The following is a 15,441-nucleotide window of genomic DNA, read 5'->3' as shown; positions in this document are numbered from 1 at the left end:
AATGAAGAACGTATCTGCAATTGGAAGTTTACTGAAGAAGATCTATCGTATCTACAGTAATCACATTCTTAGTTATCTACAAGAGAAAGGCTTTACAGACTTAAGGCCGAGCTTTCTTGAAATTCTTATTTATATTTGTGAAAACGAGGGCCCGACGATCAAGGAGATTGGTTCTGCTTGTGGCCTAAAGAAGCAAACAATGACGAGTCACTTAAACGAATTACAAAAACGTGGCTATATCATTCGTAAGTCTTCTGAAGTTGATAAGCGTGAACAACGCGTTTATTTAACAGAATATGGTGAGAAATTTAAGTTCTCTCTCTTTGATGTTCTTGAGTTAATTGAAGGAAATTATTCGAGAAGAATTGGAGAGGTTGAGCTTGAAAGAATTCAATCTACTCTAGAGAATATGCACAACAAATTAAATAATGTTGAAAGGCATACATTAGAGTCGAGGATTCAACTCAACCTATCACTCGATTTTTAGTAAATAGTTTAAGCTACTTTTACAACAACGGAACCTTGTGTTGCTGGCCAAAATTTGTAGCCACCTGAAACGTTATTCACGTTAAAGAAGCCTTTCTTTACCAGCTTTTCACACGCCTGAATTGACTTAAGCCCATCTTCGCTAATGACTAGGATTGGTGTTGTCTTATTTGTGATCTCAACATAGCGGTGATCGAGATCTTCATAAGGAATATGGATTGCGCCTTCAAGCTTAACAGGCTTCTCATAATCCTTTGGAGTGATATCTAAAATAATATAGTCCATATCCTTGTCTTCGTAGACATCAAATGCCTTGCGAGGTGATAGGTCATTATATGGAAGTCCCATTAGAATCATATTATCATCAATGAATTCGCCGTTCTTTACGCGAATTAAATGATTTCTTTGAAGTGAAACAGAGAAGTCGACTTTTTCGTCAATCTTTGCAAGGTTACGCTCAATATTAGTTAGTCTAGTATTGATAAAATCAAGCATTTGAAAATATTTTAAATCCACGAAATTCCTCCTCGTTCCAATTCCATATCGGCTAAACAAAAGGAGTAATGAGAAAACGAGTCTTGATTAGAAGAGCGGGTAAAAATTTCCGTAATAGATATTCCCAGTGATAACCGTCGTTAAGAAGCATGAGGTGAAAAGAATAGCACCTTCATAAATACCATACCCGAGCTCTACACTTAGGTTTGCATCGTCAGTATCATCTTTCTTTATTTGTAGATCATCTTGAATTGAGAAGACCAGAATGAGCCCCTTTCTAATAATAGGGATGATGATAATGGAAAGTAGGATTTTTAGAATCACTTGAATTGTATACCACTTAATATCTTGTAGAGAGTGATCAAGAGAAGAAGAGATAATTGTACAAAGTCCTAAGATGAATCCCATATATGAAATTGCAACAGCAAGACTTTTTTGAACGAGAAGTCTGTTAAAAGAGAGCTTCGATATAATTTGAAAAGTCTTAGAGCAGAATCCTATGAGAACAACGGCAAAGAGCCATAGGAATAGCGTCATAATTAGAGAGCTATTTGATACCTTAATAACTGTTTTTAAAATATAAGCCAACGAGATTGAGTGAGAAAAACATATAATAGCGTAGGCGTAATTTTTGCGTCGTAAGATTTCATCAGCATATTCAAAATTGTAGAGAACAATACTTTCTAAGATATAAAGAGATGCAAGGTAGAGAGCGATAACCATTAGAGACTCTAAGAAAAGCTGTCCTAGTGCAAAGTACATCCCATCAGAAACATTGATCACAATATTTGAATAGATGATTCCAATACCAATAATTCGTCCGAAGAGGTGAATCGTATCAGTTGAGTTTTTTGATGGAGAGAATTTTTTTAAAATTTGGTGTTTGATTGATGGAAAGAGAATTAAATGAGCTTGCTTATAAATATAAATAATAAAGCAAATAATTAGTGCAAAAATAATTCGAATAATTAATTTATCGTATAACTCATTCATTCTTTTGTTCCCACTTAGGTAAACTAGTATATTTTTTTAATATGTCTTTTAGTGTTGTTTTGTTTTCACTTTTCTTCTTAAATGCATAGTGTGCAGTGGTTACAGAACCTTTTGTTCCAAACTCATTATTTAGTCCATAGAAAGGAGAGTTTGCCTTTTCAAGAACAATCATCCTACGGTAGAAATCATAAGTTGGAGTAAAGTCTCCCCAGTGAAATAATTGAGGGAAGTTCTTATATGTTCGGTGAAAGCGCCAAACCTTTTGTCCTGAATCCGAAGTTCTCCATGTTCCATAAGCAGGTGAGCCAATGTAAATTGAACCAGGGGGCATCGGAACTGTTGAGCTTACATCATTTTCATATCTTCTAAAAAGAGACATTCCAATATTTGCTTGGTTCTCAAGAAAGAACTCACGAGAGATTCTTACATTAATTCTTTGTGGTGCCTTAAAGGCATGAATGATTTGATAGCGGTGATGATAAGTTTTAATGAGGGCGCCAGTTGAAAACTCTCTTTCAAGAATTACTGAAATAGGTGAGCCCTTAAAAATATTTGCATATGCATTAGCATTTGGAACAAAGATTGTTCTTTTCTCAGACGGAGAAAAGCTCTTCGATATACCGAGGTAAAGCAAAATTAATAGCACATAAAGTGAAAACTTATTCATATCTATTTATTATAGACGACCTTGACGAGCCTAGTCCAAAGAATCAAAGATTAATTTGAAGAAATAATTTTATTAATTTCTGCTAAATTCTCTTTGCTTAGTTTTTCCATATCACAATGAAGTCTATTAATAGCATGGGACTTCGAAAATTTGTGGAATAGGTCAGTTGCTTCGTTAATATCGAAGTACTCTGTTTTTCCACCCATTTTTGAGTTCCTTACAACTTTCATCGTGTATTGCCCCTTATTCTTTGGTCTATCTGCAGCGTAATACTTAGATAGACGTCCTGTTGAAGATGAGCGAATTACTTCCATATTGATAGACTCTAAGTAGGCTTGAACCTTTTCTAGAGTTGCTAATTGTGAAGAGTTGAAAGATTCAAAAATCTTTTCTGGCGTTTGGTTATTAACAATCGCCCTTGCATATGGGTTATTTGAGTGTCTTAAAATCTTCATAAGGTGATAATCATCGTGCTCAATATACTTTTCAATATCGGCCGGGATTAAGTACTCATATGGAGATGTTTTAAAATAACGTTGTAAAAGCTTTTCAAGGCAAACTGCACGGTAGTGGAAGTAAACCATGATGAACATGTGGTAGCGACTTAGTAGAAAATCATCAAAAGTAATGACAGCTCTTTCAGATATTCCTAACGTGGCCTTTCCATCAATAATTGCAGCTTCAAGATTATCAAGTAGCCAATCAAGATCATAAGAACCGTAGCTAACACCACAGAAGTAACTATCTCTTAAAAGGTAGTCCATACGATCACAGTCAAGCTCACTTGAAACAAGTTGATGAAGAAGAGGGAAGTAGCTAATACCATCAATTTTAAAATAGTCATGGTCGTTAGTCTCACCACGAATAAGATCCGCAATATACTTTCTTTCAACACCAAAAGTTTTTTCAACTTCTTTTAAGCTATGTGCGAGAGAGCTATCTGCAATGGCCTTAATCGTATAGTCTTCATGAGTCGCTTGGCGATCACTTGTTTGATCACGACCGAGAAGATATTCTTGAGGAATTTTTAGATCCTTAAGTTTTGGCATCACGACCTCTGTCGAGTGGCTTAGTGGAGCGTGTCCAATATCATGCAGAAGACAAGCTAGCTTAAAAGTCTCCTTAATTCTTAAGTGTTCTTTTGTGATGATTTGGTTTTTAAAGAGACGATCAAATGCCATCTCTCCAACTTTCATCACACCAATAGAGTGAATAAGACGGGTATGAGTCGCACCAGGAAAAATATATTCAGAGAAACCAAGTTGTTTAATATTGCGAAGACGTTGAAAAAAATCTGCACGAATAATTGGTTCTTCTTCTTTTAAGATGTGAATTGATCCGTGGACCGGGTCTCTTACTTCCATTGAATAACTTCCTCAAAAAATTATTTAAGCTTATCCTTATTTTGAACTAGCCAGTTAATGATATCTTGCGATTCAAACATTGGCTTATCGTCAATATAGAGACAAGGTACTGTACGTCTTCCTGTTGTCTTAATATGCCTTTCTAGGGCCGATGTGTCATTCATTATATCGCAATAAGTTAAATTAATCCCTAGTTGATCAATTACGTCCATAACGCGATGACAAAATGGACAACCTGTATAGTAAAAAAATTCTAATTTCATAATATCGTTCCAAATAGAAAAAGCGGCAAAAGCCGCTTTTTCGTTATTTATATTTTATCTCAATAGATTTTAGTAAAAATCATCCTCATCTTCATTTTCTTCAGACTTATCAAGACCAAGAGCGTATCTTTCGTCTTCATCAAGATCGTCTGTTGATACTTCTTCTTCCGGTGAGTCAAATGCATCATTGTATCCCCATCCAAAGCTCATATCATCTTTTTCATCTTGTTCATCGTCAGGATTATATTCCTCTTGAAGATTTGGTCCTGGCTCACTGTAGTTTTCTGCAGCTTCTAGTCCAACACTATCTTCGCTCTCTTCAATTGTTTCAAGCTTAGTTTCTTCGGCCACTGCAAGTTTATCTTCAATCTCATACTCTTTTAGTGAGTCTGCCAGTTGAGAATCAAGAGCATCCTTGTGTTTCTCTTTATACATTGCAATTGCTTCTTCACGAGAAAGACCTTTTGTTGAGTCTTTTTTACTAGTATCTTTCTTTGCTGCTTTTGGAGCTGCTTTCTTTGCAGTTTTCTTTGTCGCTTTTTTAGCTACTTTCTTTGTTGCTTTTTTAGCTACTTTCTTTGCTGCTTTCTTTGTCGCTTTTTTAGCTACTTTTTTTGCAGCTTTCTTTGTCGCCTTTTTAGCTACTTTCTTTGCAGCTTTCTTTGTCGCTTTTTTAGCTACTTTCTTTGCAGTTTTCTTTGTCGCTTTTTTAGCTACTTTCTTCGCAGTTTTCTTTGTCGCTTTTTTAGCTACTTTCTTTGCAGTTTTCTTTGTCGCTTTTTTAGCTACTTTCTTTGCTGCTTTCTTTGCTGCTTTCTTTGTCGCTTTTTTAGCTACTTTCTTTGCTGCTTTCTTTGCAGTTTTCTTTGTTGCTTTTTTAGCTACTTTCTTTGCAGTTTTCTTTGTTGCTTTTTTAGCTACTTTCTTTGCAGTTTTCTTTGCAGTTTTCTTTGCTGCTTTCTTTGTTACTTTTTTAGCTACTTTCTTTGCCGCTTTTTTTGCAACTTTCTTCGTTGCTTTCTTTGCAGTTTTTTTGGCAGTCTTCTTGGCTACTTTTTTCTTTGCCATATATACCTCGCGAAAAAGTTATAAATACGTCCCTAGTATATAAAAGATCGTTAAATTTTCGCAAGCTCTTTTTTATTTATAATGGCCCATTACAGGCCATTCTAAAGGGGAGTCGGTAAATTAAGATAAATTGATTAGAAGTATAAATCAGGACCAAATTCAGAGAGTTCTGTTTTTGGAAGAGGGTTTGAAATAACATCCCCCGTGGCTTTTACATCTTCTGGGCTTCGAGGAGTTTCTCCTTCTGGTGAAAAGCCTGCCTGAAACTCCATATAATTCGATTCATTCTTTGCATAGCCAGATGCAGTATCTGTTATTGATACGAGGCTAATAAGCTTTGTTGAATAGGCATTTCGACGATGGTTCTTACCCTTGTTAGTAAATGGGTTCACCGAACGGCCATTGTTTTCCCCGCCATAATCCTTACCTGGAGCATATGCTGTCCTAAGTGAGTTGTTGTTTAGAGAGGGCGAAGGTGGGTTGGCCTCGTTATTTTGGCGATAAGTCGTAATATAGTAGAGGTTAGATTGATTTTGCTGGGCCTTGTTATTAATATAGGTCTTTACGGCACCCAATAGTGGGATTGTTTCACAATTATCTGGTTTTGCTTCTTCATCTTTTCCAAGAATGAAGTATGTGAAGCGAGATGCGATACTTTGCTTTTGGCACTGTGGAATTGGTAGGGCGACAGTTGTTGTCGTCGGATCCCCATCAACATCTGGATCAAATATGGCCTTTGATGCATCAATATATGCCGTTGGATCCTGCGCACTCGTATTCCTAACTTTAGTAGCATAAAAGCTGAGGGCCTTGCGAAAAACAATAACAGCATCACTTAAAGTATCGATATAGTCAGTTAGAACTCCAGTTAGTGCTTCACGGTCCTTATAGAGAAGAGTCCCATGAAAGAGTGGAGCAAAATAACCAATTGTTTTGGCCGATGGATCAATATAGCGAACAGAAGGAAAATGATCAGCTGTTGTATCAGTTTCTAAACTATCAACTGTAGGAACCATATAGTTAATGGCATCGTAATTGGTTGGAGCACGAACATTTTGAAATGCCTCCAGGAGGTTTTGGGCCGTTACACCTGCTTGATTAACAGTGTAGTTTGGAATATTTGCTCTCAGATCTACAAATTGCCTTGTTGTAAATAATCCGGCATTTTCACCTGTGATATTACTTGGATTCGGGTTGTAAGCAAGGGTTGGTAGATCTGATTCCGAAGTCGTTTGCGAGTTTAAATTGTAGATCATATTCGGGATTGTAAACTTAACATCGACGTTTGAAGGAATACCACCAATGGCCGCTGTTGTATCTGCTGCATCAAGAAAGAAGTCTGAAGTTGCTGGTAGTGGAAGGCCTTGAATCTTTACACCATCTGTTGGGTCATTAGTAGTTCTTGGGTCACCTGTTGTTGTAAATCCCATAATGAAGTTCGCGCTTCTTGAACCAGAAGCATTAGCGATACGAGCAGAGTTTGAGCTTGATTCAGCGTAGTCTTTTCCAACCGTAGGAGAAACAAGAGCTGGTCCAATTCGTCCTCCAAATGGCTTTGCCGCTGCATATGCGGCCATATCAATAACTTGGCCAAATGGGTTTAAAAGTCCTGTGTACTTAACTTTTGCCTTAACTGCATAGTAAGTCACAACCTTTGGGTTCTTATAGAATCCAAGGATATAGCCCGGTACAGGAAGGGCCGTTTTTGTTGAGGCACATGAGGCTTCCGCTGCTGTTCCACTTGAGTCTGGAACGGCAATTGTTGAAATCCCTTCAGTCGTTGGTGCAAAAGTAGTAAAGAAAGTTGTGAAGTTCATGATCATTGGAACAAGATCAAGATAGCGCTTTGAAGAAGCAACAAGCTCTCCACCATTATAACTGGCATCTTGAGGGATGAGAAAGCTGGAAAGCGATTGTGGAGAAGGTGTAAAAGTTTTTGGTGCTAACTCATAAAGAACTAATGAGTTCTGTAGCGAAGAACCAAAGCTTTCATTAAAAATCCCACCACCAACAGACTTAGATGCTGCAAAATAGGCCTTTAGTGGTCGATCGTTAATTGGAATACCTGTCGACTGGTTCTCCATACTTAGTTGTTGTGGATTTATACAGCCAGTAGCCGCACCACCACCACAAATTCCTTGAGTAATAGGTGGGCGATTAACAATCATTTCAAGGTTTCTAATTCGAAGGGCAAGCTCCATCGATTCAATCCAAGCACCAGTGCGGTCTGCAGCTGCAATTGGAACATCGTTTTGGGAAACTCCAGCGGCAAAGGCGTAGTTCTTTGCGGCCGAAAAGTTGTAAGTCGAACGAACCATACAGTTCTTGGCCTTTAAGTTAACAAAGGCATCCATTGTTCTTTCAAACTCTTCACTTACATCTGGAATACCTGCAACGTGAAAACGTGGAAGACCAGGGATTTGATAAATTGTACAAAGGTTTTCATTATTACCTGAACCAAAATGAAGGCATATAGAAGGAACGTTATAATGGTCACCCTTAACACCACTACTAAAGTCAGATCCCGTTTCATCAAACCTTTTTAAGGCAAAGTTCATTGTCGCTGTTGTATTAGCGTGAGTATTTTCATTAGCAAGTTGACCTAGAACGTAGTACTTAAACATCCACTCTTTATAAGTATTTCGCATTTCCCAGTTTAGGTGAGCGATATTTGTTAGCTGTCTGGCCTGGGAGGCTGCTCCTGACCATGCAGCCGAATCAACTGCATTTTGCAGATTGATCTTGGCCTTTACAAAGAGTCCTACATTCACCACAAATGCGATAAATGAGAAGATGGCCACGAGGGTAACTCCAAAGAAGATACTGATTTGGCCTTTTTTATTTTTAACTAGTTTTTTTGAATGTGAATGATGTGCTTGTGTCATAGTGCCTTATTTTTCCGGTAACTTAATGCTACCGAAAGTGGCATTTATGCGTCAATTCATATGAACACTTTCTATTTTCAGTTAGTTGCACTGAGTTATTTTGGCATTGAACTTGTAATAGTAATAGGTACCAAGGATATGGTGCCTGATCCCTGGAGTAGAACGTTTGTGCAGGCAAGGCTAACCACCTTAACCATGGCCACATCGGTCATCTTTAAGTACCTGATTATTGGGTGCTTATCTCTACCAGGCTTATGGTCTTGTTCGACTCATGGATGAATAAGAACAGGGCCTGGTACCTTTTTTACCTGCTTATAACAGGGGAGTTAAATTGGTAAAATTAAGGAGTCGAAGTTTGTTAACTTTGTCGATGCTTAGGAGGGCGATAATTGAAGACATTGAATTCATTTAATCCATTAGAGACGCGTACTTACAAATTTAAGAAAGCGCATATTGAATTCTTCTGTCCTCTTTGTCGCACTCAAAGGGCAGTTATCACAAACCCTCATATGAATGCAAAAAATTACTTCCAAGTATTCATGCTGACTGTTGCTACAACTGGGATACTATACCCATTTGTGAGCTTTGCAGGAATCTTCTCATTCTTTCTATACTGGGCCGGTTTTGAAGCAGCACTAAGACTGAATTTCAAAAAAGAAATTCCATGTCCTCATTGTGGCTTTGATGCAGCATGGTACAAGAAAGATGTTCGTATCGCTAAGTCGAAAGTAAAAGAGTTTTGGCAGACCAGAGGTGGCCATGCTCAAATTGCTCCAGAAAATGTAGAGCAAGCTTTTGCAGACATGAATTAAAAAAAAATAGAATCCCAATTTTTTCACTTTTATCATTTCAAGCTCTTGACGCAGCTTGCTCTTTTTTTTGTATTTGCAAGGCTATTTATGACTTCTCGATAAGGGAAAGTCGTATTATTGTAGTAAAGTATTAAGGTAATACTCAACCTTGCGGTTATAACTGAATTCTAAAGTATTGTTTCAGTTATACGCGATTAAGATTGGAGGAACAAATGAGTGTAAACAAGGTTATTTTAGTAGGACGTTTAGGACAAGATCCAGAGCTTAAGTACACACCATCTGGGATGGCAGTATGTAACTTCTCACTAGCAACAGGTGAGTCTTGGACAGATAAAAACGGACAAAAACAAGAAAGAACTGAATGGCACAGAGTTGTTGTTTGGGGAAAACTTGCTGAATTATGTGGTCAATACCTAGCAAAGGGCCGTCAAGCTTACTTAGAAGGTCAACTTCAAACAAGATCTTGGGAAGACAAAGACGGTAACAAGAGATACACAACAGAAATCAATGCAAGAACTGTACAATTCCTAGGTGGAGCAGCTCCATCTGCAGGTCAAGGTGCTTCAATGGGTCAGTCGAATAACAACTCATTCAATCAAGAGCCACCTCAGCAAGATGATATGAACCAAGGTTACGATATTTCATCTAACGCTTCATTCACAGCTGATGACATCCCATTCTAGAGATTAATTTTCTAAATAAATTTGAATACTTAAGGCCACTCTTATGAGTGGCCTTACTATTTGTTAAAGAAATCTTAACTTCTTGGCGATAAGTGAGTTGATGAGTCAGTTAAGATTTTTAACATTTTTAGTTGTTTTGGCTTCATGTGGTTCTTTTGAACAGCACGGTGGTCTTCTGCCGTTAAGTAAGGTTGAAAGTAATGAGATGCTTTTAACTGAAAGTGAAGAGGCTGAGTATCGTTATCTTGCAGACCTTTATGGGATCTCGGAAGAGAAGCTGGATCTTAAAGGTGATGCTCCAAAGAGAGTTGTTCAAACTGAAAAAGATTGGCAACTTGAGGATGTAAACCTCAATGAAATTGAAAATAGCTCATTTGTCATCAGTGATTATGAAGTAAGCTTCGTTGAAGATAAATTTAAAAATGAAGCTCAACTTGTTGCCGAGGCCAAGGCGGCCGAAGCTGCAAAGAAGAGAAAGTCTCGTGGAATTGCTTCTGTTCCAGAAGTAAGCCTAGTTCACAAGAAGAGAAGACCGGCCTCGCTTTTTGCTATGGCAAAGAAATCAACACCAGAATCAATTCGTTACTATATTGCCAAAAAAGGCGCTGATGTAAATGAGAAGAATAAGAGAGGGGATACTCCTCTTCATATTGCGATCAAGAATAAGCGTTTTGACAATGTTCGTGCACTATTAGGAATGAAGGCGGACCCCAATATACCGGATGCAAGTGGAAAGACTGTTGCTCAGTATGCACAGGAGATGGGAATAGACTCAATTATAAAATTAATGAAGAAGAAATAAAAAAAGCTCCCGATGGGAGCTTTTTTATTATGTAACTTTTAGTTTGATTACTTTGCTGCTGGAGCTGCTTCTGATTTTGTTTCTTCAGCTGGAGCTTGTGCTGGAGCTGTTGTATCAGAGTTAAGTGGAGCTGCAATTGGTGCTGCACTATCAAGAAGTGACTTAGACTCTTTACCTGATTGAATCTTCGCTAGAAGAATACAATTACCTAGGAAAAGAACTGTAAGAACAACTGTGATTTTACTTAGGATATTACCTTGTTGGCTACCTGTGAATACGGCTTCTGAAGCACCACCTAGAAGACCTGCTTCCGCACCTTTACCAAATTGTAGAAGAACTACGATGATTAGAAGTACTGAAACAACACCGTGAAAAATCATTAAACCAGTAACCATAATTTATTTCCTTTCAATATAAATAGATAAATTAACAACAATTTATATCAACACATCGAGGCCATGACAAGTATTGTCTATGACCTAATGAGTTATAAATATTGAAACTGATCGTTTATTTAGTTTGGACAACCTGTGAAGATCTGCTTTTCTAGATTAAAAAGATAGCAGTCGCGCTTCTTGTAAGCATTTCTAAAGAATTGAGGTGCTGCTTTTGCGACGGCCTTTCTAACTTTGTAGATCTCTGGCCAAGTAAGAGAAACGGGCATCTTTGTGTGAAGATAGATATTTCCATTATAAGGTTTTGCAACACGGTCCCAAGCTTCCTGAGTCGGCTTATCATCCTCGTCTCTGTTTAAAAACCAAAGGTTATCAAATTCACCTTTAAAGTCTTTAAAGAGCTGAGCGAAAGTTTCACCTTTGTAAGTGAACATATTGTCAAACTGAGTGAGCTCCGCTGTTTCTGAAATATTGTATGAACCACTCATTAACTTTGTTTTTGAGAAATCATTCTCATCATAGTCAAAGATCATGTATTTATGGTGATTCAATGCCCAGTGGCGTGGAGATGGTGCGTGAGAATAGTACTTAATTCTTACTGGTGCGACCTTATTCTTATTTCCAGGAAGTTTCTTCCAATTATAAACAAAGTAAGGAGTCATCTCTTTTGATTTTGTGCTTGTTTTATATTCTTGATTGTCGGCAACAATCTTAACGTCGACACCTCTTTTAACTGCATCTAGAAGTGCATCAGCAACTTCTTTGATAACAAGGTGATTAACATTAACAAGAATATTCTTTTGCGATTCATTGATTAGCTTAATCATGGCATCTCGAACTAGCCATGTCTTTTGTCCATTTACTTTACGAGCAGTCATCTTGATATAGCGTCCCTGAAGGTAGCTCTTAGATGATGGCTTTAGGTTTGTGTATTTAAAGTTCATTGAACTTGAAACAAAGGAAGGATTCTCTTCTTCATTTGGATCATTCTTTAAACTTTCAAGATCAAGAGATGCTAGGTTTTCTTCTTGTGTTTCTGAAGTGTAGATATCTTTTCCCGAGTTCCATAGAAACTTGAACTCACGATTTAAAGTATTGATTGTTAGGCGACCTTCTTGTGAAGAGTCATTGTTGAAAATAAAATTCTCAGAGTAGCGAGATTTGGCACCACCTGAAAGATTGGCACTTGAGTTGAAGGCCCATTTATCATCTACAATGGAGAACTTCTCATGCATTTTTTTGTAAGCAAACTTTACACCACAACCAGCATCTTCGATTGCTGTTGCGTAATCATTAACTCGAGAGTTATTTCTAAGGTTAGGGTGGAGGACAACTTTTACGTCAACACCTGATAAGCATGCGACTTCTAAACTCTTTGCAACTTTTGAATCCGACCAGCTGTAGACAGTTAGCCAAACCTTTTCTTTTGAACCATCGATTGCTGAGTATATCTGATTAAATGCTTCCTCTCCTTGGTGTGGTGAGAAGAGCGCCCAAAAGCTTGCCCCAGCGAAGATATTACTTGCAATTAGTGTCGTAAATAGCAGTTTTTTCATTCAGTCTCCCTTCAGATTTGAGCATTGTGTATCCCACGCAATGCGAAATGAGAAGGTTGTAAGAAATTATTTCAATAAAAAAAATGGTCAGAAAGTGATATCAGCAACTTAAATGGATTATTACTTTGACCTTCGGCAATCCCTTATTTACCATTTTCATATGGGAAGACTTAAGAGACTTTGGCCATGGCTGGCCTGTGCTGCAACGGTATTTTCGATTTCTGGAAATAGCTTTGCAAGTAGTTTAAAAATTACAACATTTAACTTACGTTGGTATGGACTGGGAGGAGAGATCTCAGGACAAAGATCTGACGAGTATCGTGATCCTTTTATTACAGAGTTTCTAAGTACGAAGTATATCAATACTGATATTTTTCTCTTTCAAGAAGTCATCGACACAGAAAGATTAGGGCAATTAATGAATGGCCTTGGTCACCATTGTGTTTCTTATCGTCATGAGCAATTCAATCACCAGCATCTTATGATCTGTTTAAAAAAGTCTCTAGATATCGTTCCTGAAAAAGGTGATGACGACTATACTTATCCACTTATGGAAAACCGTCCTTACTTAAGACCGGCCCTTTATGGACAAGTTATCGATCGTTATTCAAAGAAGCCATTAATTCACTTAGTCGGCCTCCACCTTAAGGCCGGGCCTAGCTCGATAGATGCACGCCTTGAGCAAGTTAATAATTTAAATAAGAGAGTTCTCGAGTATCGCCAAAGCAATCTTCCTGTTGTTATTGCAGGGGACTTAAATACATATCGTAATTCTCGTTATGAAGACAAGGAATCTGACCTCGTTGTTCTAGGAGATGCCTTTAAGTCAATTGATGTGACGAGAAGAACTAGTGACTACGATTATACTTATCGTAATGGTGGCTCTGGAAATGTTTTTGATCACTTCTACGTATCTGATAATACTGAAACGAAGTATGTCGAAATTTGGCGTGCTTGTGGTGGAAGTAGCCGCAATACAAAGAGATTAGAAAATCTCTCTTGGTATCAACGCTTTATTTCTGACCACTGTCCAGTCTCACTAAGAGTTGATATACAATAGTAAGCTTAATTGTTGGTAAATTTTAACATTTGAATTTAACTTTAATTAGGCCTTAGTGTTCATTTTTTTATGCTAATTTTTCGGGCATGAAAGCTTTAATTATTTTGTCACTCTCTGTCCTGACGTTTGTATCTGCGCATTTTACATATGCGCAAGATGTAAAACCAAATGTCGTATTACTAACATCTCTTGAAACACCTCGTATTTGGTACAAGCCTAAAGGCTGGAAGATTGATCCGAAACTTGAAAAAATCTTCAAGAAGCACTTTGATAAGTCTGGCTACAATATTGTCGTCAAACATAGTGTGGACTTTCACGAGCTACGTCGCCAGCTGCACAACCCAAATAATATTGCCGTGTTCTGGGCATCCCATGCGGCCGGTACAAGTCAAAATACAACGGGTTCAAATAATATGGGAGCTGTTCTAAGTATTAACGGAAAAGACGTAAAGGACCTTTTCAAGTCTGTGCATCCAAATATTCGCTATCTTGGGCTTGTTGGATGTGATGCTGAGGGCATCCTTAATGAGATCTCACGGGAAGGACACTATCGTTATAATCCAAACTTAATCACTCATTCATTCACAAAGAAAATTGATGCACGTAAGGGCCTTAAGAAATCTCTTAAAGCATCAGTAGGACAACTTGGTTATACAAAGAAGAGATTATTCTTCCTTAGGAAGAAGTCACTAATCTTTCGCCATGATTTCTATGGAAGAGAAGATCTCTTAAAAGTTAATAACTACTTTCATTGTGCAAAAGAGAATGGCTATCTTGTCAAAGGTGTTCGCACACTTACTCATGACTCAATGGAAGTAGCAATTACTAATTCTCAGGGGATTCTAAAGATTCTTCCTGCAGCTAAAGCAGGGGATCGACAAGAGTTTCAATTCTACTTACCATATCATCCAGAGTTTGCTCGTCGTGATATGAAGATCAATGTTGATAGTCTCATTTATTTTGCTGAAGAAAGAAAATATTTAGGTGAATTTGACTTTGAAACAGATTGGGGAACAGACTGGCGTGTCTTTGCTAAGCCCGACGGAACGGTCTTAGGAGTTACTAAGAATCTATACTTACCAAGGGGAAGTTTGCCATCAATTGATGATGTTCAGACTTACAAGGAATTAAGTTGTAACGATACTGAAGAAATGAAAGTTCACGTTTATTAATTAAGCGTGAAGACCCATGTAGCTGTCCGCTTGTAGGGCAGCACCACCAACAAGGCCTCCATCAATGTCTAGGCATGATAGGAGGTCTTCTACATTTGAAGGCTTAACAGATCCACCATAGAGAATCGAAGTTTTGTCTCCATCGATTTCTAAACTTTCATTGATGTATTTTCTAATGAAGGCATGAGTTTCTTGTGCTTGCTCAGGAGTGGCGGTTACACCAGTTCCAATGGCCCATACTGGCTCATAGGCAATGATGATTTTGTCACTCTTAATACCAGCAAGACCTAGGCGAAGTTGCTCTGAGAGTACTTCTTCGACCTTACCAGCTTCTCTTTGCTCAAGAGTTTCACCTATACAAAAAATTACTGTTAGGTCATTTGAAAGAGCGATTTTTGTTTTTGCATTTAGAGTTGCATCATCTTCATTGTAGATTGAGCGGCGCTCAGAGTGACCAATGATCACAAAGTGGGCACCGATGTCCTTTAGTGAAGCAGGAGAGATTTCTCCTGTAAAGGCTCCGCTATTTTCTGTTGCGCAGTTTTGGGCACCAATCTTAAAGTCGTCAGTATTTTGAAGACAAATAGGGATGTGGATTGCTTGTGGAGCAATCCATGCTTCGTGACGAAGTTTAGAACTGTCGATAGCATCAAAGAAGGCGATAACGTCTTCTGTGTTCTGATTCATCTTCCAGTTTCCTACGATATACTTCGTTCTCTCAGTCATATTTACATCCCTTT

The 15,441-nt window shown here is 38.0% G+C and carries 16 protein-coding genes; 6 read left to right on the top strand and 10 right to left on the bottom strand.

Annotation, left to right across the window (positions count from 1 at the left end; genetic code table 11):
• Position 1 precedes the first annotated feature (1 nt).
• The gene (locus ACRXC1_RS13275; RefSeq protein WP_392858546.1) at positions 2 to 487 is read left to right on the top strand and encodes a MarR family winged helix-turn-helix transcriptional regulator; all 486 of its coding nucleotides are present in this window, start codon (positions 2 to 4) and stop codon (positions 485 to 487) included.
• Between the two features lie 8 nt (positions 488 to 495).
• Here the strand turns inward: ACRXC1_RS13275 and ACRXC1_RS13270 are convergent, their stop codons facing one another.
• From ACRXC1_RS13270 to ACRXC1_RS13240, 7 genes are all read right to left on the bottom strand, one after another.
• The gene (locus ACRXC1_RS13270) at positions 496 to 1,002 is read right to left on the bottom strand and encodes a rhodanese-like domain-containing protein (RefSeq protein WP_392858547.1); all 507 of its coding nucleotides are present in this window, start codon (positions 1,000 to 1,002) and stop codon (positions 496 to 498) included.
• A gap of 66 nt (positions 1,003 to 1,068) precedes the next feature.
• Positions 1,069 to 1,974 (bottom strand): hypothetical protein, encoded by a 906-nt coding sequence (locus tag ACRXC1_RS13265; RefSeq protein ID WP_392910261.1) that lies wholly within the window; start codon positions 1,972 to 1,974, stop codon positions 1,069 to 1,071.
• A complete protein-coding gene (locus ACRXC1_RS13260; protein ID WP_392858550.1) occupies positions 1,967 to 2,641 on the bottom strand; it encodes a hypothetical protein in 675 nt (224 codons plus the stop codon). The genes ACRXC1_RS13265 and ACRXC1_RS13260 overlap by 8 nt, the downstream gene beginning before the upstream one ends.
• A gap of 50 nt (positions 2,642 to 2,691) precedes the next feature.
• On the bottom strand, positions 2,692 to 4,005 hold the full coding sequence (locus ACRXC1_RS13255; protein WP_392910259.1) for an HD domain-containing protein: 1,314 nt from the start codon (positions 4,003 to 4,005) through the stop codon (positions 2,692 to 2,694).
• A 20-nt stretch (positions 4,006 to 4,025) separates the two neighbouring features.
• The gene (locus ACRXC1_RS13250; protein ID WP_392910257.1) at positions 4,026 to 4,268 is read right to left on the bottom strand and encodes a glutaredoxin family protein; all 243 of its coding nucleotides are present in this window, start codon (positions 4,266 to 4,268) and stop codon (positions 4,026 to 4,028) included.
• Positions 4,269 to 4,337: 69 nt separating this feature from the next.
• Positions 4,338 to 5,336, bottom strand: a complete 999-nt coding sequence (locus ACRXC1_RS13245; RefSeq protein WP_433659498.1) for a histone protein — start codon at positions 5,334 to 5,336, stop codon at positions 4,338 to 4,340.
• 134 nt (positions 5,337 to 5,470) lie between these two features.
• Entirely contained in the window at positions 5,471 to 8,221 is a 2,751-nt protein-coding gene (locus ACRXC1_RS13240) for a Tad domain-containing protein (RefSeq protein ID WP_433659496.1), read from the bottom strand.
• A gap of 389 nt (positions 8,222 to 8,610) precedes the next feature.
• Between ACRXC1_RS13240 and ACRXC1_RS13235 the strand changes: the two genes are divergently transcribed.
• The 3 genes from ACRXC1_RS13235 to ACRXC1_RS13225 all read left to right on the top strand — a co-directional run bounded on the left by ACRXC1_RS13235 (position 8,611) and on the right by ACRXC1_RS13225 (position 10,518).
• Positions 8,611 to 9,033 (top strand): hypothetical protein, encoded by a 423-nt coding sequence (locus ACRXC1_RS13235; protein WP_433659494.1) that lies wholly within the window; start codon positions 8,611 to 8,613, stop codon positions 9,031 to 9,033.
• Between the two features lie 212 nt (positions 9,034 to 9,245).
• Complete coding sequence (locus ACRXC1_RS13230; protein WP_021268448.1) at positions 9,246 to 9,716, top strand: single-stranded DNA-binding protein; 471 nt, start codon at positions 9,246 to 9,248, stop codon at positions 9,714 to 9,716.
• A 100-nt stretch (positions 9,717 to 9,816) separates the two neighbouring features.
• Entirely contained in the window at positions 9,817 to 10,518 is a 702-nt protein-coding gene (locus ACRXC1_RS13225) for an ankyrin repeat domain-containing protein (protein ID WP_433659491.1), read from the top strand.
• A gap of 47 nt (positions 10,519 to 10,565) precedes the next feature.
• Here the strand turns inward: ACRXC1_RS13225 and secG are convergent, their stop codons facing one another.
• A complete protein-coding gene (gene secG, locus ACRXC1_RS13220) occupies positions 10,566 to 10,913 on the bottom strand; it encodes a preprotein translocase subunit SecG (protein ID WP_392910247.1) in 348 nt (115 codons plus the stop codon).
• A 119-nt stretch (positions 10,914 to 11,032) separates the two neighbouring features.
• Complete coding sequence (locus tag ACRXC1_RS13215; protein WP_392910245.1) at positions 11,033 to 12,469, bottom strand: phospholipase D-like domain-containing protein; 1,437 nt, start codon at positions 12,467 to 12,469, stop codon at positions 11,033 to 11,035.
• Between the two features lie 160 nt (positions 12,470 to 12,629).
• Between ACRXC1_RS13215 and ACRXC1_RS13210 the strand changes: the two genes are divergently transcribed.
• On the top strand, positions 12,630 to 13,529 hold the full coding sequence (locus ACRXC1_RS13210; protein ID WP_433659488.1) for an endonuclease/exonuclease/phosphatase family protein: 900 nt from the start codon (positions 12,630 to 12,632) through the stop codon (positions 13,527 to 13,529).
• A gap of 86 nt (positions 13,530 to 13,615) precedes the next feature.
• Positions 13,616 to 14,701 (top strand): hypothetical protein, encoded by a 1,086-nt coding sequence (locus ACRXC1_RS13205; RefSeq protein ID WP_433659486.1) that lies wholly within the window; start codon positions 13,616 to 13,618, stop codon positions 14,699 to 14,701.
• Here ACRXC1_RS13205 and tpiA read toward each other — a convergent pair whose 3' ends face one another.
• On the bottom strand, positions 14,702 to 15,427 hold the full coding sequence (gene tpiA, locus ACRXC1_RS13200; RefSeq protein WP_392910239.1) for a triose-phosphate isomerase: 726 nt from the start codon (positions 15,425 to 15,427) through the stop codon (positions 14,702 to 14,704).
• Positions 15,428 to 15,441: the final 14 nt, after the last annotated feature.

The sequence above is a fragment of the Halobacteriovorax sp. GFR8 genome, from assembly GCF_050955245.1.
Lineage (GTDB): Bacteria > Bdellovibrionota > Bacteriovoracia > Bacteriovoracales > Bacteriovoracaceae > Halobacteriovorax_A.
Note: the sequence above shows the minus strand (reverse complement) of the source record. Positions and strands in the feature narration are given on the sequence as shown.

Coding starts and splice junctions, on each gene's coding strand:
- ACRXC1_RS13260 (WP_392858550.1), bottom strand. CDS start 2,641: ATGAATAAGTTTTCACTTTATGTGCTATTAATTTTGCTTTACCTCGGT.
- ACRXC1_RS13230 (WP_021268448.1), top strand. CDS start 9,246: ATGAGTGTAAACAAGGTTATTTTAGTAGGACGTTTAGGACAAGATCCA.
- ACRXC1_RS13205 (WP_433659486.1), top strand. CDS start 13,616: ATGAAAGCTTTAATTATTTTGTCACTCTCTGTCCTGACGTTTGTATCT.
- ACRXC1_RS13210 (WP_433659488.1), top strand. CDS start 12,630: ATGGGAAGACTTAAGAGACTTTGGCCATGGCTGGCCTGTGCTGCAACG.
- ACRXC1_RS13265 (WP_392910261.1), bottom strand. CDS start 1,974: ATGAATGAGTTATACGATAAATTAATTATTCGAATTATTTTTGCACTA.
- ACRXC1_RS13250 (WP_392910257.1), bottom strand. CDS start 4,268: ATGAAATTAGAATTTTTTTACTATACAGGTTGTCCATTTTGTCATCGC.
- secG (WP_392910247.1), bottom strand. CDS start 10,913: ATGGTTACTGGTTTAATGATTTTTCACGGTGTTGTTTCAGTACTTCTA.
- ACRXC1_RS13255 (WP_392910259.1), bottom strand. CDS start 4,005: ATGGAAGTAAGAGACCCGGTCCACGGATCAATTCACATCTTAAAAGAA.
- ACRXC1_RS13245 (WP_433659498.1), bottom strand. CDS start 5,336: ATGGCAAAGAAAAAAGTAGCCAAGAAGACTGCCAAAAAAACTGCAAAG.
- tpiA (WP_392910239.1), bottom strand. CDS start 15,427: ATGACTGAGAGAACGAAGTATATCGTAGGAAACTGGAAGATGAATCAG.
- ACRXC1_RS13240 (WP_433659496.1), bottom strand. CDS start 8,221: ATGACACAAGCACATCATTCACATTCAAAAAAACTAGTTAAAAATAAA.
- ACRXC1_RS13215 (WP_392910245.1), bottom strand. CDS start 12,469: ATGAAAAAACTGCTATTTACGACACTAATTGCAAGTAATATCTTCGCT.
- ACRXC1_RS13225 (WP_433659491.1), top strand. CDS start 9,817: ATGAGTCAGTTAAGATTTTTAACATTTTTAGTTGTTTTGGCTTCATGT.
- ACRXC1_RS13275 (WP_392858546.1), top strand. CDS start 2: ATGAAGAACGTATCTGCAATTGGAAGTTTACTGAAGAAGATCTATCGT.